Annotated in this window: 19 protein-coding genes and 1 pseudogene; 10 read left to right on the top strand and 10 right to left on the bottom strand. The window is 65.4% G+C overall.

Annotated elements, in window-relative coordinates:
• Positions 1-52: 52 nt before the first annotated feature.
• The gene (locus JLK41_RS15520) at positions 53-580 is read right to left on the bottom strand and encodes a TRAP transporter small permease (protein ID WP_175253789.1); all 528 of its coding nucleotides are present in this window, start codon (positions 578-580) and stop codon (positions 53-55) included.
• An 82-nt stretch (positions 581-662) separates the two neighbouring features.
• The gene (dctP, locus tag JLK41_RS15515; RefSeq protein WP_080757095.1) at positions 663-1694 is read right to left on the bottom strand and encodes a TRAP transporter substrate-binding protein DctP; all 1032 of its coding nucleotides are present in this window, start codon (positions 1692-1694) and stop codon (positions 663-665) included.
• Between the two features lie 317 nt (positions 1695-2011).
• Between dctP and JLK41_RS15510 the strand changes: the two genes are divergently transcribed.
• The 5 genes and pseudogenes from JLK41_RS15510 to JLK41_RS15490 all read left to right on the top strand — a co-directional run bounded on the left by JLK41_RS15510 (position 2012) and on the right by JLK41_RS15490 (position 7059).
• Positions 2012-2920 carry a dihydrodipicolinate synthase family protein gene (locus JLK41_RS15510; RefSeq protein ID WP_047591431.1) on the top strand — a complete coding sequence of 303 codons (909 nt, stop codon included), beginning with the start codon at positions 2012-2014 and terminating at the stop codon, positions 2918-2920.
• Positions 2920-4428 carry an aldehyde dehydrogenase gene (locus JLK41_RS15505; protein WP_210389309.1) on the top strand — a complete coding sequence of 503 codons (1509 nt, stop codon included), beginning with the start codon at positions 2920-2922 and terminating at the stop codon, positions 4426-4428. The genes JLK41_RS15510 and JLK41_RS15505 overlap by 1 nt, the downstream gene beginning before the upstream one ends.
• 185 nt (positions 4429-4613) lie before the next feature.
• A complete protein-coding gene (locus tag JLK41_RS15500; RefSeq protein WP_047591428.1) occupies positions 4614-5960 on the top strand; it encodes an NAD(P)/FAD-dependent oxidoreductase in 1347 nt (448 codons plus the stop codon).
• A 103-nt stretch (positions 5961-6063) separates the two neighbouring features.
• Positions 6064-6735, top strand: a complete 672-nt coding sequence (locus JLK41_RS15495) for an AzlC family ABC transporter permease (protein WP_210391243.1) — start codon at positions 6064-6066, stop codon at positions 6733-6735.
• A pseudogene (locus JLK41_RS15490) lies at positions 6732-7059 on the top strand (AzlD domain-containing protein). Before JLK41_RS15495 ends, JLK41_RS15490 begins: the two are co-directional and overlap by 4 nt.
• A gap of 32 nt (positions 7060-7091) precedes the next feature.
• Here JLK41_RS15490 and JLK41_RS15485 read toward each other — a convergent pair.
• Positions 7092-8042, bottom strand: coding sequence for a LysR substrate-binding domain-containing protein (locus JLK41_RS15485; protein WP_210389308.1), 951 nt, complete (start codon positions 8040-8042; stop codon positions 7092-7094).
• Between the two features lie 254 nt (positions 8043-8296).
• Between JLK41_RS15485 and JLK41_RS15480 the strand changes: the two genes are divergently transcribed.
• The 5 genes from JLK41_RS15480 (at position 8297) to nahK (ending at position 17368) form a co-directional block, all read left to right on the top strand.
• Positions 8297-9334: a GlxA family transcriptional regulator gene (locus tag JLK41_RS15480; RefSeq protein WP_210389307.1), complete on the top strand. Its 1038-nt coding sequence runs from the start codon at positions 8297-8299 to the stop codon at positions 9332-9334.
• Positions 9335-9468: 134 nt separating this feature from the next.
• Positions 9469-11859, top strand: coding sequence for a pyrroloquinoline quinone biosynthesis protein PqqF (pqqF, locus tag JLK41_RS15475; RefSeq protein WP_210389306.1), 2391 nt, complete (start codon positions 9469-9471; stop codon positions 11857-11859).
• Between the two features lie 313 nt (positions 11860-12172).
• Positions 12173-13357: a porin gene (locus JLK41_RS15470; RefSeq protein ID WP_150605627.1), complete on the top strand. Its 1185-nt coding sequence runs from the start codon at positions 12173-12175 to the stop codon at positions 13355-13357.
• A 275-nt stretch (positions 13358-13632) separates the two neighbouring features.
• On the top strand, positions 13633-14796 hold the full coding sequence (gene nosP, locus JLK41_RS15465) for a nitric oxide-sensing protein NosP (RefSeq protein WP_175253781.1): 1164 nt from the start codon (positions 13633-13635) through the stop codon (positions 14794-14796).
• Complete coding sequence (gene nahK, locus JLK41_RS15460) at positions 14726-17368, top strand: hybrid sensor histidine kinase/response regulator NahK/ErcS' (protein ID WP_167519177.1); 2643 nt, start codon at positions 14726-14728, stop codon at positions 17366-17368. Before nosP ends, nahK begins: the two co-directional genes overlap by 71 nt.
• Before the next feature lie 220 nt (positions 17369-17588).
• Here the strand turns inward: nahK and JLK41_RS15455 are convergent, their stop codons facing one another.
• From JLK41_RS15455 to JLK41_RS15425, 7 genes are all read right to left on the bottom strand, one after another.
• Complete coding sequence (locus JLK41_RS15455; protein ID WP_047589423.1) at positions 17589-18008, bottom strand: GNAT family acetyltransferase; 420 nt, start codon at positions 18006-18008, stop codon at positions 17589-17591.
• Between the two features lie 54 nt (positions 18009-18062).
• Positions 18063-18728, bottom strand: a complete 666-nt coding sequence (locus JLK41_RS15450) for a response regulator transcription factor (protein WP_037057181.1) — start codon at positions 18726-18728, stop codon at positions 18063-18065.
• Between the two features lie 23 nt (positions 18729-18751).
• Complete coding sequence (locus tag JLK41_RS15445) at positions 18752-19327, bottom strand: PQQ-dependent catabolism-associated CXXCW motif protein (protein WP_175253098.1); 576 nt, start codon at positions 19325-19327, stop codon at positions 18752-18754.
• A gap of 164 nt (positions 19328-19491) precedes the next feature.
• Positions 19492-20283, bottom strand: coding sequence for an ABC transporter permease (locus JLK41_RS15440; RefSeq protein ID WP_047589417.1), 792 nt, complete (start codon positions 20281-20283; stop codon positions 19492-19494).
• Positions 20280-21095, bottom strand: coding sequence for an ABC transporter ATP-binding protein (locus tag JLK41_RS15435; protein ID WP_152489032.1), 816 nt, complete (start codon positions 21093-21095; stop codon positions 20280-20282). Before JLK41_RS15435 ends, JLK41_RS15440 begins: the two co-directional genes overlap by 4 nt.
• Entirely contained in the window at positions 21092-22057 is a 966-nt protein-coding gene (locus JLK41_RS15430) for a YVTN family beta-propeller repeat protein (RefSeq protein WP_210389305.1), read from the bottom strand. The genes JLK41_RS15435 and JLK41_RS15430 overlap by 4 nt, the downstream gene beginning before the upstream one ends.
• Before the next feature lie 148 nt (positions 22058-22205).
• On the bottom strand, positions 22206-23387 hold the full coding sequence (locus tag JLK41_RS15425; protein ID WP_134675600.1) for an ABC transporter substrate-binding protein: 1182 nt from the start codon (positions 23385-23387) through the stop codon (positions 22206-22208).
• Positions 23388-23461 lie beyond the last annotated feature (74 nt).

Below are 23461 nucleotides of genomic sequence, written 5' to 3'. Positions count from 1 at the left end.
TAAGTCTCTGTATCTCTTGTAGGTTTATCTGCGAGTGGCGGGTTCTGGATGTTCAGGCCTGTTCTTGATCAGGGCCGCTGCAGGAACGAAAGCTGTTGATGTCGTTCAGGACATCTCGCAGTTGATAGAAGATGAAGAGGATGCTGGCGACGAACAGGCTGCTCTGTGACAGGTACCAGGGCATTTTCAGCACGGTGCTGCTCTGGCCCTTGATGACGGCCCAATAGAGCAGGTCGTAGCTCCAGGAGGCGAAGAAGATCGCCATGACCAGCGATATCAGCGCGGCGACGATACGAAACGCCTGGATCGTCTTCGGGTTCTTGAACATGACCTCGATGAAGTCGGCCGTCAGGTGCGAGCGGTCACGTGAGGCGAGAACGGCGCCCAGCATGTACAGCCACATGGCGCCCAGCAGCACCAGCTCCTCGAGACCGAACACCGGTTTGCCCATCACGGCGCGCGCGAAGATGCCATAGGCCAGGAAAACAGCTACCAGAAAGCTGATTACGACGACGACCGGCTTGATGATGAGCATGAGAAATTTGTCGATCGACACCATCAGTGTCAGCAACTTGTTCATCAAGATGTCCTGCTGTTGTAAATAGAAAAAGGCAACCGTAAGACGCATGGGTTGCCTCAAGGCTGGCGTTATCGCCGGCTAATTATTCGGGGACGGAGGCGTTGGCGCGGATCTTGTCCATGATCTCTTTGCCAAGGGATTTTTCCGCTTCCGGCCATACCTCGGCCCGTACCCGCTTGACCCAGGCCTGCATGTCTGCGGTGGAGGGCTCGATGTACTTCATGCCGGCCTCCTGGGCCTTGGCAATCCACTTGTCGTCCTCGGCCTTGGCGTCCTTGAACTGCTTGTCGATCACGTGTTCTGCCGCCGAGGCGATGATCGACTGATCCTCGGCGTCGAGCGCCTCCCAGGTCGCGTTGTTCATCAGCATGGCGTAGGACGAGAAGTTGTGCTTGGAGTGCACGAAGTAATCGAGTTGGTCGCGGAAGTATTCGTAGTCCCAATAGATGACGTTGCTCGAGTCGCCGTCGACGACCCCGGTCTGAATCGATGTGTAGACTTCGGCCCAGTCGATCGGAACGGCCTGGAAGCCCATGGCCTTCATGGTTTGAGGCAGCGGGAATACGGGCTGCGACCGAACTTTCATGCCGGCGGCATCTTGATAATTGGTGGCATAACGGCCCTTGGTCGCGATGCCCCCGAAACCTTCGGGGTAGGGGCCGAAATACTTCAGGCCAATATCGGCATAGACCGGGTCGAGGATGTTCTTCAGCCAGCCGTCTTTGTCATAGGCTTTCAGCGCGTCGTCCCAGCCCAGGGTGAGGTAGGGGATGTAGTTGACGCCAAGGCGTTCGTCATACGAAGTCTGAGGCCAGGTCAACATCATATCGATATTGCCTTTTACAAGTTGGTCGAACAGTTCCTGTTGGCCACCAAGTTCACCCTGATAATAAATATCGACCTTCATGCGCCCGGCGGACTTTTCCTTTATCTGGTCGGCCCAGAGTTGCATGGATTTGGCCGACGCCGAGTCGCGATCACCGGATTCCAGTGCAAGTTTGAAGCTGTAGTCCTTGTTGCTTGCCAGTGCCCCTGTAGTGCAGCCCAGCGCCAGGGCGGTGGAAATGACGACTGCCTGTGATGCTTTAAATAGCGTTCGGATCGACTGTTTCATTTTTATCTCCGGGACTGTTGTTTGATTGCCGAGTCACGCGCTCTTCAATCTTTGTTGTGTCCAGATGGGTTGTTAACACGCCGGTCTGAACGGTATGTCGGTCGTCACTGAGCGTCAAGAAACAAAACCGGCGAGCAAACGATAACGTCACGTTATGGCAGCTCCCGCTATTCAGGTGCAAGGCGCGCCATTACCTGAAGTTATCGTTTGTGGAACATAAAAGTTGATTGTCGCGTGACGTCGCTTGTCATTAGATCTTGCGTCGTTCGTCTTTGTGTTTTGTTTCGAACCACGACAATTATTAATAGGTGAGGCCTATGCGATTTGAAGGAATCTATACCCCGGTAATTACGCCCTTTCGTGAAGACTTCAGTATCGACTTCGATGCATATATGGCGTCCATTGATTATCTGATCGAGGCCGGGGTGCATGGCGTTGTCGTGGGTGGCACGACGGGCGAGTACTACGTCGAATCTCACGACGAGCGTGTTCGCCTGCTCGAGATCGCGGTGGCGCGCTGTGCGGGGCGTGTGCCGGTGATCTTCGGCACCGGCTCGATCGATCCGAACGAGTCGATTCGCCTGGCCAGGGCGGCCGCCGAGTACAAGGCCGATGCGATCCTGGTCGCCACGCCTCCTTACTCGCTGCCGACCGAGCACGAAGTCGCGCAGCACGTGCTGGCGGTGGACCGCGCCGCCAACCTGCCGGTCATGCTGTACAACTACCCGGCGCGCATGGGCACGGTGATGGGTGAGGCCTGCCTGGACGAGGTGCTCGCTTCGCCGAACATCCGTTCCATCAAGGAAAGCTCGGGCGATATCAACCGCCTGCATCTGCTGATGCAGAAGTATCCCGACCTGCAGACTTCCTGCGGCATGGACGACCAGGCGCTGGAGTACTTCGCCTGGGGCGCCAGGAGCTGGGTCTGCGCAGGTTCCAACTTCCTCGCCGAGGAGCATATCGCCCTGTACGACGCCTGCGTCGTGGAAGGCGACTTCGACAAGGGGCGGCGCATCATGGGCGCGATGATGCCGCTGATGAGCGTGCTGGAGCAGGGTGGCAAGTTCATCCAGAGCGTCAAGCACGGCGTGACCCTGGCGGGTCGATTCGCCGGGGTGACCCGCAAGCCCTTGCTGGGCCTGGACGAGGCCGAGCAACAGCAGCTGGAAACGGTGATTCGCACGTTGAAGGCGAGCATTGCCGCGATCCAGAAGGAGGGCAAGTGATGAGCGACCTGCTGACCCTTGATGAGTATCGTGCCATTGCCGATGGCCTGAAGATCCAGACGCAGAGCTTCATCGGCGGGGCGTTCCGCCCGGCGCTGTCCGGACAGACGCTGCCGACCATCAATCCGGCGACCGGGGCGGTCCTGGCGGAGATCGCGGCCTGTGGCGCCGAGGATGTCGATCTGGCCGTACAGAGCGCCCGCGAGGCGTTCGAGGATGGTCGCTGGAGTCGCCTGCATCCGCGTGAGCGCAAGGAGACCCTGCTTCGTCTCGCCGAGCTGATGGAGCGCGACCGTCGGGCGCTGGCGGTGCTGGAGTGTCTCGATTCCGGCAAGCCCATTGCCGACTGCGAGACCATCGATGTGCCTGAAACCATCCACGTGCTGAAGTGGCATGCGGAGCTCATCGACAAGATCTACGACCAGACCGCGCCGGTCGGCTCGGACGTGGTGGCGATGGTCGTGCGCGAGCCGATCGGCGTGGTCGGCGCCGTGCTGCCATGGAACTTCCCGCTGCTGATGCTCGGCTGGAAGCTGGGGCCGGCGCTGGCTGCGGGCTGCTCGGTAGTGGTCAAGCCGGCGACCCAGACCTCGCTGACGGCGCTGCGTATCGCCGAGCTGGCCAGGGAGGCCGGCCTGCCAGCTGGGGTACTGAACGTCGTCACCGGTTCCGGCTCGGTCGTCGGCGCGGCGCTGGGGCGTCATCCGGATGTCGACATGGTGGCGTTCACCGGTTCGACCGAAACCGGCCGTCGCTTCCTCCACTACGCCGCCGAGTCGAACCTGAAAGAGGTGGTGCTCGAGTGCGGTGGCAAGAACCCCTGCATCGTTCTGGATGACGCCGAGGACCTCGATGCAGTCGCGGACCAGGTGGTCTCGGCGGCATTCTGGAACATGGGCGAGAACTGCTCGGCCGGCTCGCGTCTGATCGTGCATGAAAAGATCAAGGACGAGCTGCTGAGCCGGGTTTGCGCCAAGGCGGCCGAGTGGCGCACGGGCGAGCCGCTGGACCCGAGCAATCAGTTGGGCGCGCTGATCGACGGCGGGCACTTCGCCAAGGTGTGCAGCTATCTGCGCCAGGGCAGGGAGGCCGGCCATCGGTTGCTGCTCGGTGGCGAGGTGCTGGGCGACAACTTCGTGCCGCCGACGATTTTCGATGGTGTGCGCAGCAGTGACGTGCTGGCTCGCGAGGAGATCTTCGGCCCCGTGTTGGCGGTGGTGACCGTGTCCAGCTTCGAGGAGGCGATCGCGGTCGCCAACGACAGCGAATACGGTCTGGCCGCCTCCGTGTTCACCGCCAGTTCGCGCAAGGCCCTGCGGGCCGCGCGGGCCATCCGGGCCGGCACCGTTACCGTCAACTGCTTCGGCGAAGGGGATATCACCACGCCATTCGGTGGTTACAAACAGTCGGGCTTCGGCGGTCGTGACAACTCGATCCATGCGCACGATCAGTACACCGAGCTGAAGACGATCTGGATCAGCCTCGGGGACGAAACGATCGAGGGCTGAGGGCGGGCGCGCTGAGACGCACCGGTCGTCGTGCCCGTGCCCGGCGACTCGCCGATGCCCTGCCTGGGGCATCGGCGAGTCCGCTCGGCGGGCGGCCTGCGTCACGCCACGTTTGCAATTTCCTGCACATTCATGAGGGCGGTACTTGCCCTCTCTACCCAGCTGTCATCCTGGCAGGTCCGTTTATGAGCAAAACAATAAAGGTAAGGCGTCTGCCCAGGGATACAGGCCCTGCGGCATGGAACGCGATACTGTCTTCAGCACCTGTCTACCCGCAGCTCGATGAAGACATCGATGCCGAGTGGGCCGTGGTGGGCGGCGGATTCGCCGGCCTCGCTGCGGCTCGTCGCCTGAACCAGCTGGTGCCTGGGCAGCGAGTCGTGGTGCTGGAGGCCGGCCGGCTCGCCGAGGGGCCGGCGGGGCGTAACAGCGGCTTCATGATCGATCTGCCCCATGAGCTGAATTCCGAAACCTATGCCGGCGCCAAGGATGCCGACCTCAGGCAGATCCGCCTGAATCGGCACGCCATCGAGTTCGCCCGGCACACCGCCGCGGAGGCCGCAATGCCGAAACAGGTGTTCGACCCCTGTGGCAAGGTCACGGGGGCGGCGACGCAGAAAGGTGAGCAGCACATCGATACCTACAGCCGGCACCTGGCCTCGCTGGGTGAAGCGTTCAGGATCATGGATGCGACGGAGATGAAGGCCTGGACAGGCACGGACTTCTACCGTCGTGGCCTGTTCACCCCTCATTCCGTGATGATCCAGCCGGCGGCCTACATCCGCATGTCTGCCGCTGAGCTGAGCCGGCGAGTGTGCATCTATGAGCACAGCCCGGTCGTGTCGATGACCCTCGGTGACCGTCACGTGCTGCAGACGCCGAAGGGCAGGGTGCGCGCACGTCACGTGATCCTCGCGGTGAATGGCCATATCCAGTCGTTCGGCTACTTTGCGCAGCGCCTGCTGCACGTGTTCACATACGCCTCGATGACCAGGCCGCTGAGCGAGGCCGAGGTCAAGCGTCTGGGCGGCGTCCCGGACTGGAGCCTGCTCCCGGCCGATCCGATGGGTACGACGCTGCGCCGGGTGTCGAGCTATGACGGCAGCGGCCACCGCATCACCGTACGCAACCACTTCACCCTGAACCAGTCCATGGAGATCGGCGAGCGCCATATCCGTCGGGCTGCCAGGCTGCATGACCGTGCCTTCTCGGCTCGTTTCCCGATGCTGGACGGCGTGTCGATGGATCATCGCTGGGGCGGGCGTCTGTGCCTGTCGCTGAACTCGGTGGCGGCGTTCGGCGAGCAGGAAGAGCGGGTGTTCTCGGCTGCCTGCCAGAACGGCCTGGGCACCGTGAAGGGGACCTTGTCAGGCCTCCTCGCGGCGGAGCTGGCGCTGAATCAGCGCTCCACCCTGCTCGACGATTTCCAGGCCAGTGCCCAGCCCAGCCGCCTGCCTCCCGAACCCTTCCTGTCGCTCGGCGCCAATATGACCATGCGCTGGAAGGAGTGGCAGGCGGGGATCGAGTTGTAGCGGCCGACGATGCGCTGGCAGCCCACAGTTCACCGATGCGCTGGAGGATGATGTGACGCGACACTGGACGGCATTCTTCGAGGGTGTTCGAGCCCTGCTGCCAATGGTGCCGGGGGTCATTCCCTTCGGCCTGGTCACCGGGGTGATGGCGGTCGAGCAGGGATTCTCTCCGGGCGCCACGCTTGGCATGACCCTGCTGTTCTTCGCCGGGTCGGCGCAGATGGCGGCATTGCAGTTGCTGCGCAGTGATGCGGTCGCACTGGTGATCCTGCTCACGGCGCTGGTGATCAACCTGCGCTTCGTCATGTACAGCGCCTCGCTGGCGCCTTACCTGCATCACTTGCCCCGGCGCTGGAAATGGCCGTTGGCATACATGCTGTCGGATCAGGCCTATGCGCTGAGCATCATGAGGCTGTCGTCGGGTGGCGACCCTGTCCTGGGGTACTGGTTCTATGCCGGCAGTGCCTTGAGCATGTGGCTGAGCTGGCAGCTGTCGGTGATGGCTGGCGTCTTCATCGGCGCCGGGATACCCGCGAGCTGGTCGCTGGAGTTCGCCATTCCCCTGTCTTTCCTGGGGCTGCTGGTGCCGGCGATCCGCAACTGTGCCAGCCTTGCCGCCGCCTGCGTCGGCGGTGTCGTCGCGGTACTGGCTATCGGGCTTCCGTACAACCTGGGGCTGTTGCTCGCGTCTTTCTGTGGTATCTGCACCGGTCTGTTCGTCGGGCGCCGTCGTTCGCCAGCGCCTGCCAGTGCGACCAACAAGGAGGCGCCATGAACACGGATCTGGCGCTCTGGGCGCTGTTCGTCGCCATCGGTCTCGGCACCTTCGCGCTGCGGGTTTCCTTCATCCAGGCGTATGGTCGCCTGCGTATTCCGACGCTGCTCAGCCAGGCGCTCGCCTATGTGCCGGCCAGCGTGCTGGCCGCGCTGGTGTTGCCTGCCGTGACCCATCCCGGCGGCGAGATGGCGCTCGATCCGGGCAATGCCCGCCTGCTCGCGGCTGCGCTGGCTGCACTGGTCGCATGGCGCACGAAGAGCATCCTGCTGACCGCTGGCGAGCGGCATGGGCATGCTCTGGCTGCAACAGTCGCTGATGTAGGGCGCACAGCCGTCGAAGCACTGCAGCGCCGGTCAGAGCTGCTGCATCAGCCAGTCGCGCAGGCGACAGCAGGCATCGTCATCTTCCCGGTCTTCGCGGAACGTCAGGTAGTGCAGGCTCTCGCGATGCACGACCTCTTCGGCCAGCGGTCGTACCAGCAGCCCTTGTTCGATCAGATGCCCCACCAGGTGATGCCAGCCCAGCGCCACGCCCTGATGGCTGAGGACCATCTGGATCAGCATGTTGTAGTCGTTGGCATTGAAGAAGTGGGGGCTGTCGTGAGCACGGGCCTCCATATCGATATCGTTGAATGCCAGCCAGACGCCCCAGTCGACATGCTCGGCGACCTGTGAACGGCCGTAGGGGGTGAGGTTGAGCAGCACGCTGTCACGTAGCCCCTCGAGGCTGTTCAGTTCAGGGTGCTGTTGCAGATAGTGCGGGGTGCAGACGGGGTAGATGATGTCATGGAAGAGCGGCGTGCTGCGGTAGCCATCATGCACCTTGGCCAGCTTGGTGATGAAGATGTCGGGGCGTACGCCTGGCTCCATCGACAGGAAGTTCTGCGTGGTGATCAGGTTCAGGTCGATGTCCGGGTTGGCACTGAAGAAACTCGGCAAACGATGCGCCAACCACAATGCGGAGAAGGCCGGCGAGCAGCACAGCGTCAGTACCCGCTTGCGCGTGTTGTGGCTGCGGATGCGTTCGGCTGCCTGGGCGATATTGACGAAGGACAGTTGCACGGCGTCGTAGAAGATCGAACCGGCGGTGGTCAGCTCCACCGCGCGACCGGCGCGGGTGAACAGTTCCGCACCCAGGTAGCTTTCCAGCTCGCGAATCTGCCGGCTGATGGCCGCCTGGGTCACGCACAGCGCCTCGGCAGCCCTGGTGAAGTTCTGGTACTTGGCTGCGGCGATGAAGGATTTGACCGCTCGCAGCGACGGCATCTTGATCAGCGTCTGATCGGGCTCGGTGTGCATGACCATAACGAAAGGTATTCAACTTCCTGAATAAAAAGTCAATTCTGCAGCGTACGGGCGGGCCCTAGAATTGAAGAGGAAGGCAGGTGCAAACCTGTTCCGACAGACCCCCGAGAGTATCTGAAAGCGCTGGCCAAAGGGAACTGCGCGGGCGTCCTTTCCCGCAGGCCCGTGCCATCCCCGGCGCGGCTGCACGGACCGCGCCCTGAAGGCCTCGCCCGAGGGCGACGGCCACTGACTTCGATGGAGTTGCCAGCACCGTGAAATCCTCCTTCGAGAGTGTCCTGAGGGACAAGAACCGCATGCATCTGCGCCGGCGCCAGGATGACCGGCTTGCAGCCAACGGATTGCCGGTGGCCTTCGTGTTGCTGGAAAACTTTTCGATGATGGCGTTCACCGGAGCGGTGGATGCACTGGTCACTGCCAACCTGATGAACGCCACGGCGCTGTATGACGTACGCGTGGTGGGGTACCAGGACGTCGTCGTCAGCGATCTCGGTATCGCCATCTCGGTCGACTGTCGGCTCGCTGAGCTGAACGAGCGAGAGCAGCACATGATCGTGGTATGCGGCGGCTTCCGTACCGCTCTGCACGCCGAGCCGCTGCTGCGTGGCAAGTTGCGTCAGGCCGAGGCCTGCGGCGCTGTGCTCGGCGGCTTGTGGAACGGCGCCTACTTCCTTGCCGAAGCCGGGCTGCTCGACGGCCACGAGTGCGCCTTCCACCCCGACGGCAGGGTGATGATGAGCGAACTCTTCCCCAGGGTCAGGATGACCAGCCATTCCTATGTCGTTGCGCACAGGCGGATCAGCTGCGCGGGGGCGAACAGCTCGCTGAACATGATGCTGGAGGTGGTGCGGCAGACGGCGGACGCCGAGCTGGTCGGTTCTGTCGAAGAGGTGCTGGGCTGCGACAGGATGCGGCAGACCTACGATGTATCCGTCGCCTCGCTCGACCTGGACCCGCGCCTGCCGGGCTCGCTCAGAACGGCCCTGGAGCTGATGCACAGCAATATCGAAGACCCGATCGAGATCGGTGAGATCGCCCGCTACTCGGGGATTTCGCGTCGTCATCTGGAGCGCCTGTTCTGCCGTCATGTGCAGGCCACGCCTCCGCGCTATTACCTGGAGCTGCGCCTGACCCGGGCAAGGCAGTTGCTGCAGTACACCAACAAGGCGCTGCTCGAAGTCGCAGTCGCTTGCGGCTTCGTGACGCCTTCGCATTTTCAGCGGCGTTTCCGCGAGATGTTTGGCGTTGCACCCGGCAAGTTTCGCAAGAGCACGAGCGCTCTGGAGCCCTAGGTGCTTGTGACGGCGGCGTACCTGACGGAAACGAGCATGCGACCAAGGGTGTAGTGCCCCAGGGCGAAAGAAGGATTGTCCGCTACTGGTGGCGAGCCGAGGATTGTCGGCAGACTGCCCGAGATCGATGATCGATGCCCGAACCGGATGCGCCTGCCGCCCACACCCTGTACCTGGCCAACGGCGCACAGCTGTGCGTGCAGCGGCAGCCCTGGGCGCAGCGCGTCGGCTTGTGCCTGCGGGTGGCGGCTGGCAGCCATGACGAGCCGCCGGAGTATCCTGGCCTGGCGCACTTTCTCGAGCACCTGCTGTTTCTCGGCAGCCGCGATTACCCGGGCGAGCAGGGGCTGATGGTCTTCGCCCAGCGCCATGGCGGCCTGGTCAATGCCTCGACCCGGGCGCGGTATACGGATTTCGTCTGCGAGCTGCCGGCCGCGCAACTGCAGCCGGCGCTGGCCCGCCTGCTGGATATGCTCTGCTGGCCGCTGCTGGAGAGCGAGGCGCAGCTGCGCGAGCGCGACGTGCTGCATGCCGAGTACCAGGCACGCAGCCAGGATGGCGACAGTCGCATCGATCAGGCACTGGGGCAGGCGCTGGCCGCCGGGCATCGTTGTGGCGAGTTCCTGGCCGGGGATCGCCGCACCTTGGCCGTGGAGTCGCCGCATTTTCAGCAGGCGCTGCGGGCGCACCATCGGCGCTACTTCCGGGCCGGGTGCATGCGCCTGACCCTGGTCGGGCCACAACCTGCGGAACAGTTGCTGGCGATCGCCGAGACCTTGCTCGGGGCGCTGCCAGGGGGCGAGGGCGGCGTTGGTTCCGCGTCGCCGGCCGACCTCCTGCCGCTGCGCGCAACGCGCTGGTGTTTGCAGCAGGCGCGCCCTGCGCTGCATCTGGGGTTTGCTGCGCAACTCGCTGCCGGTAGCTGTGAGGTCGCCCTGGCGCTGTTGCTGGACGCGCTGCATGACCCAGCGCCCGGTGGCCTGCTGGCGGCGCTGCGGGAACGGCGGCTGTGCCGGCAATTGCAGGTGCGGGTGCTGTACCAGCACGCGGGGCAGTGTCTGTTGCGCCTCGACCTTGCCGGCGCCACGGCGGAGCAGGGCGGCGTCCTGCGCGCCGTCGTGCAGGATTGGGCCGCGCATCTGCGGGGGCATGCGCACTGGTCGTTGCGCCTGCAGCATCAGCAGCAGGCAGCCGCTCTCAGGTCGCTCGGCCTCGGCCCGCTGGCGCTGGCTCAACACCTGCAGACGCCTGCGCAGGATGACGACCAGACGCTGCGAGACCTGAGCGCTCTGCTGGCGGCCCTGGCGCAGGGTGACGGTCTGTTCGAACTGCACTGCGGCGACCAGGCGCAGCCCCGTTGGCCCGCCATCGGCCTGGCGCTGCCGTTACGGGCACTGGCGGAGCGATCGCCGGTGCCGGCGCCGGCGTACACATGGCAACTGCCTTGTGATGAGCCGTTGCTGGCTGGCGCCAGCGCGGCAGCGGCCGTTCTGCCGGTGGCGGAGCTGCGACATCATCCGGGGCAGGCCGAGGGCGGCCCGGCCGCTCTCCACTGGCGCGGCCCCTGTTCGGTGACGGCAGACGTGGCGGCCCTGGAGGCCACCCTGCAAGCACGCAGCGCCGACCTGCGCTGGCGCGGCGAGCGGCTTGGCATCGGCAGCCAGTTGAGCGTGCAGGCCTCCGGCTGGAGCCTGGCGCTGCATGGGCCCGCAGCGCTGTTGCCTGCATTCAGTGGCCTGCTGCTGCCGGTGTTGCTGGCGCCGCTGGATGAGCTGGCCGAACCGGAGGCTCAGGGCCTGCTATTGCGCGATCTGTTGCTGCGCCTGCCGCAGCTGTGCGAGCTGCCCGCTGCACCCCGGCTGCAAGGGCTGAGCGTCGGCCTGGGGGACGCCGGACAGGCGCAGCTGGCCGGGCTGTGCGCGGCCGTCGAGCCGCTGCCGGACATGCCGCCATGCACGGATGCGGCGCGAGGTCTCGACTGGCAGCGCCTGGCGCAGCCGGGCGCGGATGCGGCGTTGCTGCTGTTCTGTCCGCTGCCTGCCCGCGATGCACGCACCGAGGCGGCCTGGCGCCTGCTCGGGCAGGTGCTGCAGGGGCGTTTTTACCGGCGCCTGCGCGGCGAGCTGCAGCTGGGCTATGCCTTGTTCGCCGGCTTTCGCCAGGTCCAGGGCTGCCGCGGCTTGCTGTTTGCCCTGCAGTCCCCGCGGTGCGATGCGCCAGGCATCTTTGCCCATATCCGCGCGTTTCTCGATGAGCAATGCCAGTCGCTCGCCGTACTGGACGACGCGGCGCTGTCCGCTGAGCGTGATGCATTGCAGCTGGCTCTGGCCCCGGCCACCACCAACCGGGCACGCGCCGAGCAGCTGTGGCAACTGCACCAGGCCGGGCTGCCCGAGGCTCACCCGCAAAGGCTGCAGCGGGCAATGGCTGCATTGACGCCCCGCGATCTGCTGCGCGCGCACCGGCAATTGCTGCGCGCCGATGACTGGCGCGTGCTGGCCAGTGGAGCCGCGACGCCGGTCTAGGCTGCTCCCGTCTTTCCCTCTCCCTATCGAACCCGTGGCCGCTCGGCGAGCCCCGGGCGTTTCCCGTGCGTGCGTTCGCCGCGCCTGGCAGACGCCGTGCGCCGTCGTTCTACATCCAAGGGCTGGCGGGTACTACGACCTTTCTCCTGCTACCGGTAGCAGGCTGGTCGCGAGCCGCCTGAAGCGGGCCGGTCACTCCAGGCCAAAGCAGCAGGCAAACGCTGCCAAGGCAGCGTATGGCCGCCAGGGCGCGCTTTCGATAATCGCCTCCGACACGACTGCCCTGGCGGTCGCCACTCAAGCGGAGAGCGTTATGCACAACAACAAGATCGCCATCACTCGATTTCTGCCCCTGACCCTGGCCACCGCCGTCGCCCTGGCGACCGCGCAGCAGGCTGCCGCCGAGATCGTCCTGTACGACCAGGACGACACCACTTTCTCCACCGACGGTTATATCAACGCCTTCTACGTCAACAGTGACGTGGATCGCGATGGCGACCAGTTCGACCGCCGTCAGTCACGGGTGAAGATGGGTTTCCTGCCCAACTGGATCGGTTTCAACTTCGGCAAGCAGATCGATGACCTCAAGCTGACCGGGCGCTCGTCCTTCTGGGTCACCATCAACGACAGCGAAACCAACGGCACCGATACCGCCATCGACGTTCGCCAGTTCTACGGCACCGTCTCCAACCCGGAATGGGGCGAGGTGCTGGTGGGTAAGGACTTCGGCCTGTTCTCGCGCTCCAACATCTTCCTCGACGAGCTGCTGGCCGGCTACGGCAACGTCTCCGACACCCTGGGCCTGGTGGACGGCAATGGCGTGTCCTTCGGCAACATCGGCACCGGCTACCCGTACCCCTTCCCGACCTCGCAGATCACCTACCGCAACAACAACCTGGCCGAGGGCCTGCGCGTGGCGGTGGGCATCATGGACCCGGTCGACACCAACGACGACAGCGCCACCGGCAAGGCCTACCAGGAGAATCCCCGTTTCGAGTCCGAGGTCAGCTACCAGTTCGAGGTCGGCGGCTCGACCATCTACACCTGGATCAACGGCGCCTACCAGACCTCCGAGAACACCGACGACACCGTCGACACGGTGACCTCCAAGGGCCTCGGTTATGGCGTGCAGGCCAAGTTCGGCGGCCTGTCGCTGACCGGTTCCGGCTTCCAGGCCAAGGGCATCAACCCGTTCTTCACCAACAACCTGGGCGAGCCGACCCTGCGTGACATCGACAGCGATGGCTACCTGCTGCAGGGCTCCTACAGCTGGGGCAGGAACCGCCTGGCGCTGTCCTACGGCAAGACCGAGGACGACGGCAACGGCCTGGGCGTGGCGGCTGACTACGAGACCCGTGGCATCGCCTATTTCCGCACCATCAACGACAATCTCAAGCTGGTCGCCGAGTACAACCAGTACCAGATCGATGCCGCCGCCGGCAGCGGCCTGAACGAGGACACCGACACCTTCGCCGTGGGTGCGGTACTCAGCTGGTAACACGCAGCGTTCGAGGCCGGGCAGGGGGGGCGACCCTCGCCCGGCCTTTTGCCGTCTGTGGCTGCTGCATATCCCTGGCCCTGTAGCCCGGATGAAATCCGGGGCGTTTTCCGTTGCACATCCCGGATTTCATCCGGGCCACGTCGCGGCTGCATGGCTGCTGTGCAAGGCGCACCCTACCTAGGAAGGCCCGATCCAGTACTCAAGTAGCATGGGGCGGGCAAGCTGCGCTTCGTAGAATTTCCACTCGATCAGTAGGTGCATTGGGGCGTGGTATGGCCTTGGAACAGTCGCAAGGGGTGCTCAGGGCGGTATCCAGCACGAAGGACGTGGAACTGGCGGCCCAGGAACTGGCACGCCAGCTGATTCATCCCTATCTGGGCTTCGTGCTGTTCTTCTGCTCGGCCGAATACGACCTCGACGGCCTCGGCCAGGCGCTGGAGGCGCACTTCGGCGGCGTCAGCCTGGTCGGCTGCACCAGCGCCGGCGAGATCACCCCGCAGGGCTACGACCGGGGCTGCGTGGTGGCGCTGGGCTTCGACCTGCGCTGCTTCTCCATCGCCAGTGCGCTGATCGATGAGATGGAGCGCTTCAACCTGCTCGACGCGCAGCACCTGGTGGACGGCCTGGTCAAGGACTGCCGCAGCAACGAGCTGGCCTCGATCAAGGGCCACAGCTTCGCCCTGACCCTGCTCGATGGCCTGTCCAGCCGTGAGGAGCTGGTGCTCGGCGCGCTCAGCGCGGCGCTCGGCAGCATCCCGCACTTCGGCGGCTCGGCGGGCGACGACAACCACCTGACGCATACCCACGTCTATCACGGCGGGCGTTTCCACAGTGGCGCGGCGGTGGTGGTGCTGTTCAACACTTGGCTGGATTTCGAGGTGTTCAGCACCCACCACATCCAGCCCCGCGGCGACAAGCTGGTGGTCACCCGTGCCGACAGCACCAGTCGCCGGGTTTACGAACTCAACGCGATGCCCGCCGCGCAGGAGTACGCCGACCTGATCGGCGTTCCGCTCGATGCCCTCGATCACCGGGTGTTCGCCGCCTATCCGCTGGCGGTGCGCATCAGCGATCACTACTACGTGCGCTCCATCCAGCAGGTGCACGACGACCTCAGCCTGACGTTCTACTGCGCGGTGGAGAACGGCATCGTCCTCACCGCCATGCATCCCGGCCCGTTGCTGCCCAACCTGGAGCAGCTGTTCGCCGGGCTCGAACAGCGCCTGGGGCCGCTGCTGCTGACCATCGGTTGCGACTGTTTCCTGCGGCGCCTGGAAATCGAGAACGACGGCGGCGTCGAGTCGGTCGCCACGCTGCTGCGTCAGCAGGGGGTGATCGGCTTCAACACCTACGGAGAGCAGTTCAATGGCATGCACATCAATCAGACCTTCACCGGTGTCGCCATTGGCCGACCTGTCGGGCGTGGCGAGCGCTGATCTGCAGGCCCGCTGTGCGGCCCTGGAGCAGGAGAACGCCAAGCTCAGGCGCATCAACGCGGCGCTGATCGAACGGGTGGAGTCGATCCACTCCCGGGGGGACGACGCCTACGCGGCGTTCCAGCATTCGGTGGTGCTGTCGGAGCAGGTGCGCGAACGCACCGATGCGCTGAACCAGGCGATGGCCGAACTGAAGTCGAGCAATCAGTTGCTCAGTGACGCGCGCCTGCGTGCCGAGACCGCCCACCAGCACCTGATCGACGCCATCGAGAGCATTTCCGACGCCTTCGTGCTGTTCGACGATCGCCAGCGCATCGTGCTGTTCAACAGCCGCTTCAAGGCCCTGTGGGAACGCAGCCGGGCGCGCATCGGCACCGGTACGCGGCTGGAGGAGATTCGCCGCCTGAGCCGCAGCACCGGGCTGGTGGTGGAAGCGCAACTGGGCCGCGAGGGCGAGCCGAGCCTGTTCCGCCTGCAGGACGGGCGCTGGGTCCAGGTCAGCGAGCGGCCGACCCGTGAGGGCGGGCTGGTGATCCTCTACACCGATATCACCGAGGTGAAACAGAGCGAAGCGCTGCGCCGCGAGCAGGCGCTGGCGCAGAAGTCCCGCCTGCTGCAGCGCGCGGTCGACAACCTGTCGCAGGGCATGGCCATGGTCAATGCCGAAGGGGCGCTGGAGCTGTGGAATCACCGCTTCCTCGAACTCTGCGGCCTGGCACCGATCAATGCCCACCGACCGTTCGCCGAGGTCATGGCCGAGAGCGAGCTGGAGCCGCTGACCCCGGAAAGCCGCGATGCCAATGGCAAGCTGTTGCGCCAGGTGGAAGTGCGCCTGTTCGATGGACGCATGCTCGAGGTGCGCACCCATCCGCTGCCCACCGGCGGCTTCGTCAACAGCTTCACCGATATCACCGAGCGCCATCGGCAGGCGCAGGCGCTGTGCGAGAGCGAGCGCTGGATCCGCCTGATCACCGACCACGTCCCGGCGCTGATCGCCTACCTGTCCGCCGATCTGGTCTACGAGTTCACCAACAAGGTCTACGAGGAGTGGTACTGCTGGCCGCGCGGCGCCATGCTCGGCCAGAGCCTGCGCGAGGTGCACAGCGAGGAGCACTGCCAGCGCCTGGAGCCCTACGTGGAGCTGGCGCTGTCCGGCGAGAGCGTGACCTTCGAGTTCGCCGAGACCAACCACAGTGGCCAGGAGCGCTACATGCTGCGCTCCTACGTGCCCAATCGCCTGGCCAGCGGCGAGGTGGTGGGGATCTTCGTGCTGATCCGCGACATCACCGAGCGCCGGCGTACCGCCGAGGCGCTGCACCAGGCCTATCAGCACCTGGAGCAGCGTGTCCGCGAACGGACCACCGAGCTGACCACGGTCAATGACCAGCTGCGCCGCGAGATCGACGAGCGCACGCAGATGGAGGCGCGCCTGCGCGAGGCCAAGGGCGAGGCGGAGCGGGCCAACCTGTCCAAGACCAAGTTTCTCGCGGCGGTCAGCCATGACCTGCTGCAGCCGCTCAACGCCGCCCGGCTGTTCACCAGCGCGCTGCTGGAGAAGCCGGATCTCTCCGGCTGCGAGCCGCTGGTGCGCAACGTCAGCAACTCGCTGGAGGATGTCGAGAGCCTGCTGGGCACGCTGGTGGACATATCCAAGCTCGATGCCGGGGTGATCAAGCCGGATATCGCGCCCTTCGCCGTCAGCGAGCTGCTGGAGAACCTGGCCACCGAGTACCGCCAGGTCGCCGGCAGCGAGGGGCTGCGCCTGGATTACCTGCCCAGCTCGGCGCTGGTGCGCAGCGACGTGCAGCTGCTGGCGCGGATACTGCGCAACTTCCTCAGCAACGCCATCCGCTACACTGCCAGCGGGCGCGTGCTGCTTGGCTGCCGGCGGCGTGGCAACAGCCTGTCCATCGAGGTCTGGGACAGCGGTATCGGCATTCCTGCGGACAAGCTCGGCGAGATATTCCAGGAGTTCAAGCGCGGCGATACGGTGCAGCGCAAGCAGGATCGCGGGCTCGGCCTGGGGCTGGCCATCGTCGACAAGATCTCGCGCATGCTCGGCCATCGCATCCGCGTGGCCTCGCAGCAGGGTCGTGGCTCGATGTTCGCCGTGGAGGTGCCGCTGACCCGCCGGGCGCCGCGCGTGCGCGCCGTGCAGGACAGCCCGGACCAGCTGATCGAGCGCCTCAGCGGCGCCCGGGTGTGGGTGTTGGATAACGACGCGGCGATCTGCGCCGGCATGCGTACCCTGCTCGAAGGCTGGGGTTGTCGCGTGGTTACCGCACTGTCCGAGGAAGACCTGGCGCGCCAGGTGGACAACTACCATGCCGAGGCCGACCTGCTGATCGCCGACTACCACCTCGACGACGAACGCAACGGCGTCGATGCCGTGGCGCAGATCAACGCCAGGCGCAGCGCACCGCTGCCGGCGCTGATGATCACTGCCAACTACAGTAACGAGCTCAAGCAGCAGATGCGCGAGCTTGGCCACAGTCTGCTGCACAAGCCGGTGCGGCCGATGAAGCTGAAGACGGCGATGAGTCACCTGATGGAGCGCGGGGCAGGGGCTTGAACGCGGGCCATATCCGTAGCGCGCTGCCTGCTCAGCGGGCAGATTTACAGGGCGTGAGTCGCAATCGGACGGTCTTTGTAGGAGCCGGCTTGCCGGCGATCAGGCCATGGATACATGGATCGCCCGAAAGCGGGCTCCTACGACAAGCAGAGCCGTAGGGTGGATGTCGCCTTTTACATCCACCGCAGCGGTGGATCGGTGAAACGTGATCTGCCTGTGATCAATCATCCGCGATCAGGCGCTTGCCCAGGCTCACCGAGGCATCGACCTGGTAGCCAAGCCGCTCGTAGAAGGCCAGTGCGGCCGCGTTGGTGTCGCGCACCTGCAGGCTCAGTTTGGGGCAGCCCATGGCCAGCAGCAGCGTCTCGATATGGGCCATCAGCTGGCGCGCCAGGCCGCGCTGGCGCTGCTGCGGGCAGACCGCCAGGTAGTTGACCCAGCCACGATGGCCTTCGTAGCCGGCCATCGCCGAGGCCACCAGGGTGCCGTCGATCTCGCCGACCAGAAACAGCTCGGGCTGCACCTGCAGCTTGCGCTGGATGTCCTTGTACGGATCGTTCCAGGGGCGAGTCAGGTCGCAGCGTTGCCAGAGGTCGACGACGGCGGCTTCGTCGCTCGGTTGAAAGGGGCGGATCAGCATGGCGGACTCCCGTGAATGAGGCCGCCGTTTTAGCACAAGCGGATGACGCTGGCGCTAGCGTCGCAGGTAGGAGGCGAAGTCGATGTCGCCGGCCGAGAGAATCGCCTGCACCCGGTTGTGCACGCCCAGCTTGCGCAGGATGGCCGAGACATGCGCCTTCACCGTGGTCTCGGCGATATCCAGGCTGTAGGCGATCTGCTTGTTCGACTCGCCCTTGGTCATGCGCTCGAGCACCAGCAGCTGCTTGCGCGTCAGGGCCTGCAGCAGTTCCGGCGGGATGCTGTGGTTGTCGTGATGCGGGCGCGAGCTGCCGCTCTTCTGCGAGCGGATGATGTCCGGCGGCAGGTAGACGTTGCCGTCGAGAATCTGCGCGATGGCGTCGGTCATCTGCGCCCGTGGCGAGGACTTGGTGATGAAACCCACCGCGCCATAGGTGATGGCCTGCAGCACGATCTGCTTGTCCTGTTCGGCGGATACGATCACCACCGGAATGGTCGGCGCCTCGTTGCGCAGGTTCATCAGCCCGCCCAGGCCGTGCATGCCGGGCATGTTCAGGTCGAGCAGGATCAGGTCCAGGTCGTCGTGGTTCTGGGTCAGCTCCAGGGCGCTGTCCAGGTCGGCGGTTTCCATGATCTCGCTACCGGGAAAACCGTCGGCGATGACGTTATGGATGGCTTCACGAAACAGCGGATGGTCGTCGGCAATCAGAATCTTGTACATGGCCTTGCACCTCGTTGTTGTGATTATGGGGTGGCGGTGGGCGTGAGGAAAGCAGCAGGCAGTTCGGCAGGTTGCGCCGGCACCAGGGGCAGGCCGGCCTGCTCCCAGGCGTCGATGCCGTCACGGTACCAGTAGAGCTGGCGGTAGCCCAGGGCATGGGCGCGGCGCGCGGCGTTCCAGCTCAGCCAGCAGTCGGAGCGGCAGTAGAACGCCAGCGGGTGCTGCTGGTCGCCGCCGCTGGCCTGCTCCAGGTAGTGGGCGAAGTAGCGCTGCCACTGGGGCGCGAGGTTGCCATCGCCGGCATTGGCCAGCCACAGGCTGCCGGGGAGGTTGGCGTGGGGCGCATCCTCGATGAAACGACCCTGCAACCAGGGGCGTCGATAGACGTCGATCAGCGTGGTTCGTGGTTGCTCGGCCAGCAGCCGCTGCAGGGCGGGGGTGTCGAGCGTCTGCACGCCTTGCAGCTGTTCCGGCGTGGGGCTGCGGTACTGCGCGCTGCGGTAGCCGTCTGCGTCGAACAGCTCGTCGGACTGCACCAGGCAGACCAGCAGCAGCGAGGCAAGCATCAGGCCTGCACGCAAAGGCAGACGGTACTTCATGGCAAGGCCTCTACTTATAGTTGTCCCGGTATTACAGGCCATGGTCGCAGGCTTGGGAATTCTACGTTGGAGAGGAAAACCAGTACCAAAGTAGTAGAAAGGCCTGGCGGAGCGGCGGCCGACTGCCCGTGGCAGGCGCCAACCGCTCGGGCTGGCGCGCCGTTTCAGCCGGCCTTGCGCAGGGCGGCATGCTGCGGGTTGAAGGTGAGCACGGCGAGCAGTGTCAGCACCAGGCTCAGGCCGATGCAGATCAGCAGTGCCTCCACCTGCAGGCGCAGGTACAGGGCGTTGCGCACCAGCTCCACGGCGTGAGTGAAGGGGTTGAACGCGCACAGCCAGTACAGCCACTCGCTGGACTCGCGCATCTTCCACAGCGGGTAGAGCGCGGACGACAGGAAGAACATGGGGAAGATGACGAAGTTCATCACCCCGGCGAAGTTCTCCAGCTGGCGTATGCCATTGGACAGCAGCAGCCCCAGCGCGCTGAGCAGCAGCGCCACCAGCAGCAGCGCCGGCAGGGCGGCGAGCAGGCCCCAGGCCGGTGGTTGCACGCCGTAGACCCAGGCGATGGCGAGGAAGGCGTACACCTGCAGCAGCGAGATCAGCGCCGTGGCCAGCAGCTTGGCCACCAGCAGGAAGGCGCGTGGCAGCGGGCTGGTGAGCAGCACGCGCATGCTGCCCATCTCGCGGTCGTAGACCATCGACAGCGACCCCTGCATGCCGTTGAACAGCAGGATCATGCAGGCCAGGCCGGGCACGATGTAGGTGTCGTAGGTGATGTAGGTGTCGTAGGGCTCGATGATGGCGATGCCCAGCGCCGCACGAAAGCCGGCGGCGAACACCAGCAGCCAGAGCAGCGGCCGCACCAGGGCGCTGAGAAAACGCGAGCGCTGCAGGACGAAACGCAGCCATTCGCGCAGCACGATGCCGCGCAGGCATTGCCAGTAGGCGCTCATGCTTGCGGCTCCTCGGTGGGGTGTTCGCGGCTGAAGCCGCTTCTGCGGGCCTGGGGATCAAGGTTCGCTCGCAGCGCCTCGCGCACATGGCCACGGCCGAGGGCTTCATCGCCGGTCAGGCGGGCGAAGCTGATGGCCAGGTCATCGCCCAGCTGGCCGGCCTTGCCCCAGGCCACGCGCTGGCCATGATGGAGGATCAGCAAGTCGTCGGAGGGCTCGACCTCGTCGAGCAGATGGGTCGTCCACAGCACGCACAGGCCCTGTTCGCGGCACAGGTTGCGCACGTGCCTGCCCAGCGCCAGGCGGCTGGCCGGGTCGAGCCCGGCGCTGGCCTCGTCGAGCAGCAACAGGCGCGGCTGATGGAGCAGGGCACGGGCGATCTCCACCCGGCGCCGATGGCCGCCATTGAGGGTGCGTACCTTGTCGTGGCGGCGTTCGCCGAGATCCTGGCGCAGCAGCTCCTCTTCGATGCGCGCCTGTGCCTCGCGTCGCGGCATGCCGTGCAGGGCGGCGTGGTAGGCGAGGTTCTGCTGCACCGAGAGGTCGAGGTCCAGCGTGCTCTGCTGGAACACCACGCCCAGCTGGCGCAGCGCCTGGCGCGGGGCGTGGCGCAGGCTGTGACCGAAGATGCGGATATCGCCCTGTTGCAGGTCGTACAGGCGGGTGAGCAGGGCGATCAGCGTGGATTTGCCGGCGCCGTTGGGGCCGAGCAGGGCGCCGAAGCGGCCGGGCGCCAGTTCGAAGGTCAGCTCGTCGAGCGCACGGCGGGCGCCGTAGGCGAAGCCGAGCGCCTCCACCGCCAGGGCCGTCATGGCGTCACCACCACGCCCCAGGGATAACGGCCGACCTTGATCGACCTGGTCACCTTGAGGCTGTCGACGTCGATCACCGAGACATCGCCACTGACGCCATTGGTGGTCAGCAGGCGCTTCTGGTCCGGCGTGAACTCCAGGTGCCAGACACGCCGGCCCACCAGCAGGTAGTCGAGAATCTCGTAGCTTCTGGCATCCACGACCGCGACGTGATTGGCCGGGCCCAGGGCGATGAAGGCGTACTTGCCATCGTCGCTGAGCTTGACCCCGACCGGCTGCACCTTGTCCGGGTGCACGCCCTTGATGGCGAAGTTGAGCACCTTGAGCAGCTGGCGCGAGTCCACGTCGAGCACCGTTACCGTGCCGCCGATCTCGGCCGAGGCCCACAGGCGCTTGCCGTCCTTGTCGAACTCGACATGGCGCGGGCGCTGGTCGACCAGGGTGTTGTCCACCAGTTGCTGGGTGCTGGTGTCGATCCAGTGCAGCATGTTGGTGGTCTCGCTGGTGTTGACCGCCCACTTGCCGTCCGGGCTGACGGCCATGCCTTCGGGCTCCACGCCCACGTCGATCTGCGCCAGTACCTCGTCGCTTTGGGCGTCGACCACGGTGACCAGCGCATCGTCCTCGTTGGAGATGTACAGCCAGCGGTCGTTGGGGTGCAGGGCGAACTGCTCGGGGTCGGCACCGGAGGGCAGCTCCTTGATGATCTTGCGTGTGGCCAGGTCCATCACCTGCACGCGATCCGAGTCGCTGGCGCAGATGTAAAGCAGCCTGTTGTCGGAGGACAGCAGCAAGCCGCGCGGGCGCATGCCCACCTCCAGCGTGGCGCTGACTTCCAGGCTGTCCAGGTCGATCACGCTGATGCTGTCGTCCTTCTCGTTGGACACGTAGGCAGTGGCGGCCAGGGCCGAGTGGCAGGCCAGGCCGAAGGCGACGGCGCAGGCGAGACGGGTCAGGCGCATGGGGGTGATCCTCTTGTTGTAGTTGTTGGCGGAGTCCTGCTTCTGTGGGAGGGGCTTCAGCCGCGACAACTGCTGTTGAAGTCCTCCCACAGGTGTTCTGAGCCCGCTTGCGGGCGATACCTGGCGATGATCGCCGGCAAGCCGGCTCCTACAGAGGCGTGCCTGCCAGATCGCACTTCACTTCCGGGCGGTCGTAGCCGAGGCTGTCCATCTCGTTGTTCGGGTGCAGGAAACCGTCCTGTGGCGAGGTGCTGACCAGCGCGCGGGGGTGTACCAGCGGGATCGGTTGGCGCAGTTCGCCGTTCCACGGGCGGAAGCTCAGCTTGCGTCCCTTGAAACCGTCCAGCGGCAGCTCGGCGGACAGCGCCAGGCGGCGGATGGCCCCGGGCTCGCTGGCGCGCAGCCTGGTCACGGCGGCGGCGATGCTGCGCACGGCCATCCAGGCGGCGAAATCGCGGTCGTTCATCCAGCGCCCGGCCAGCGCCTCGAAGCGCTTCTGCAGCTGCGCGGCGCCGAAGGTTTCCACCGTCTTGTGCCAGGCGGTCGGCGTGAGCCCCTGGGTGCCGGCCACCGGGCGCGGGTACCAGGTGTTGTAGGGCAGGTACTCGCCGAAGTCGCCGCGCTCGTCGGCCACCAGCACCACGTCGTACTCGGTGGCCTGGGTGAACAGCGGCATGTCGGCCTGGGCGCTGCGGCGCTGGTCGTTGTCGAAGCTCCACGGCTTCTCGGCGACGATGCGGTGGCCGAAGCGCTTGGCGGCGCGCCTGAGCGCAGCGGCGTAGGCGAGGTCGTCTTCGCTGCTGCCGGTCACCAGCAGCCAGCGCGTCCATTTGCGCACGGCGAGAAACTGCGCCAGGGCGTCGGCGAGCATGGCGCGACTGGGCAGGGTGTGCAGCACATTGCCGAGACATTGCTCGCGGCGCAGCCTGTCATCGGCGCTGCCGGCATTGAGCAGCAGGCTGTCCGGCAGGCGCTGGCTGAGCTGGCGCAGGGTGTCGGCGGGGGCGTTGACCACGAACAGGCGAATGCCGGCCTGGTGCTGCTGTTCGGCGGTGGCGAGCAGCGCCTGCGCCGTGTCGAGCTCGGCGCTTTGCAGTTCGAAGTGCTGCTTGAGGAAGCGGCCGGTGCTGTTGCTGTCGATGATCGCCAGTTCGGCGCCACGGCGCCCCGCATCGCTCGGTTCGGGGATCACGTTGGACAGCAACGGGCCGCGTGGAGGCTGGTACGCCAGGTAGCCGATGCGCACCTGCAGCGCGTCCGCTGCGACGGCGCTCAGCGAGCCGCAGAGGGCGGCGAGGCAGAACAGCAGGCGGCAACTGATGCGGTGCATGGGGCGACTCCGGCAGAGGATGTCGCCAGCATAGGAAGCGTCGCCGTCGCGGGATATATGCCCAAGGTAGCGAC

It is taken from the genome of Ectopseudomonas khazarica (assembly GCF_017915135.1).
In the GTDB taxonomy this organism is placed as follows: domain Bacteria; phylum Pseudomonadota; class Gammaproteobacteria; order Pseudomonadales; family Pseudomonadaceae; genus Aquipseudomonas; species Aquipseudomonas khazarica.
Note: the sequence above shows the minus strand (reverse complement) of the source record. Positions and strands in the feature narration are given on the sequence as shown.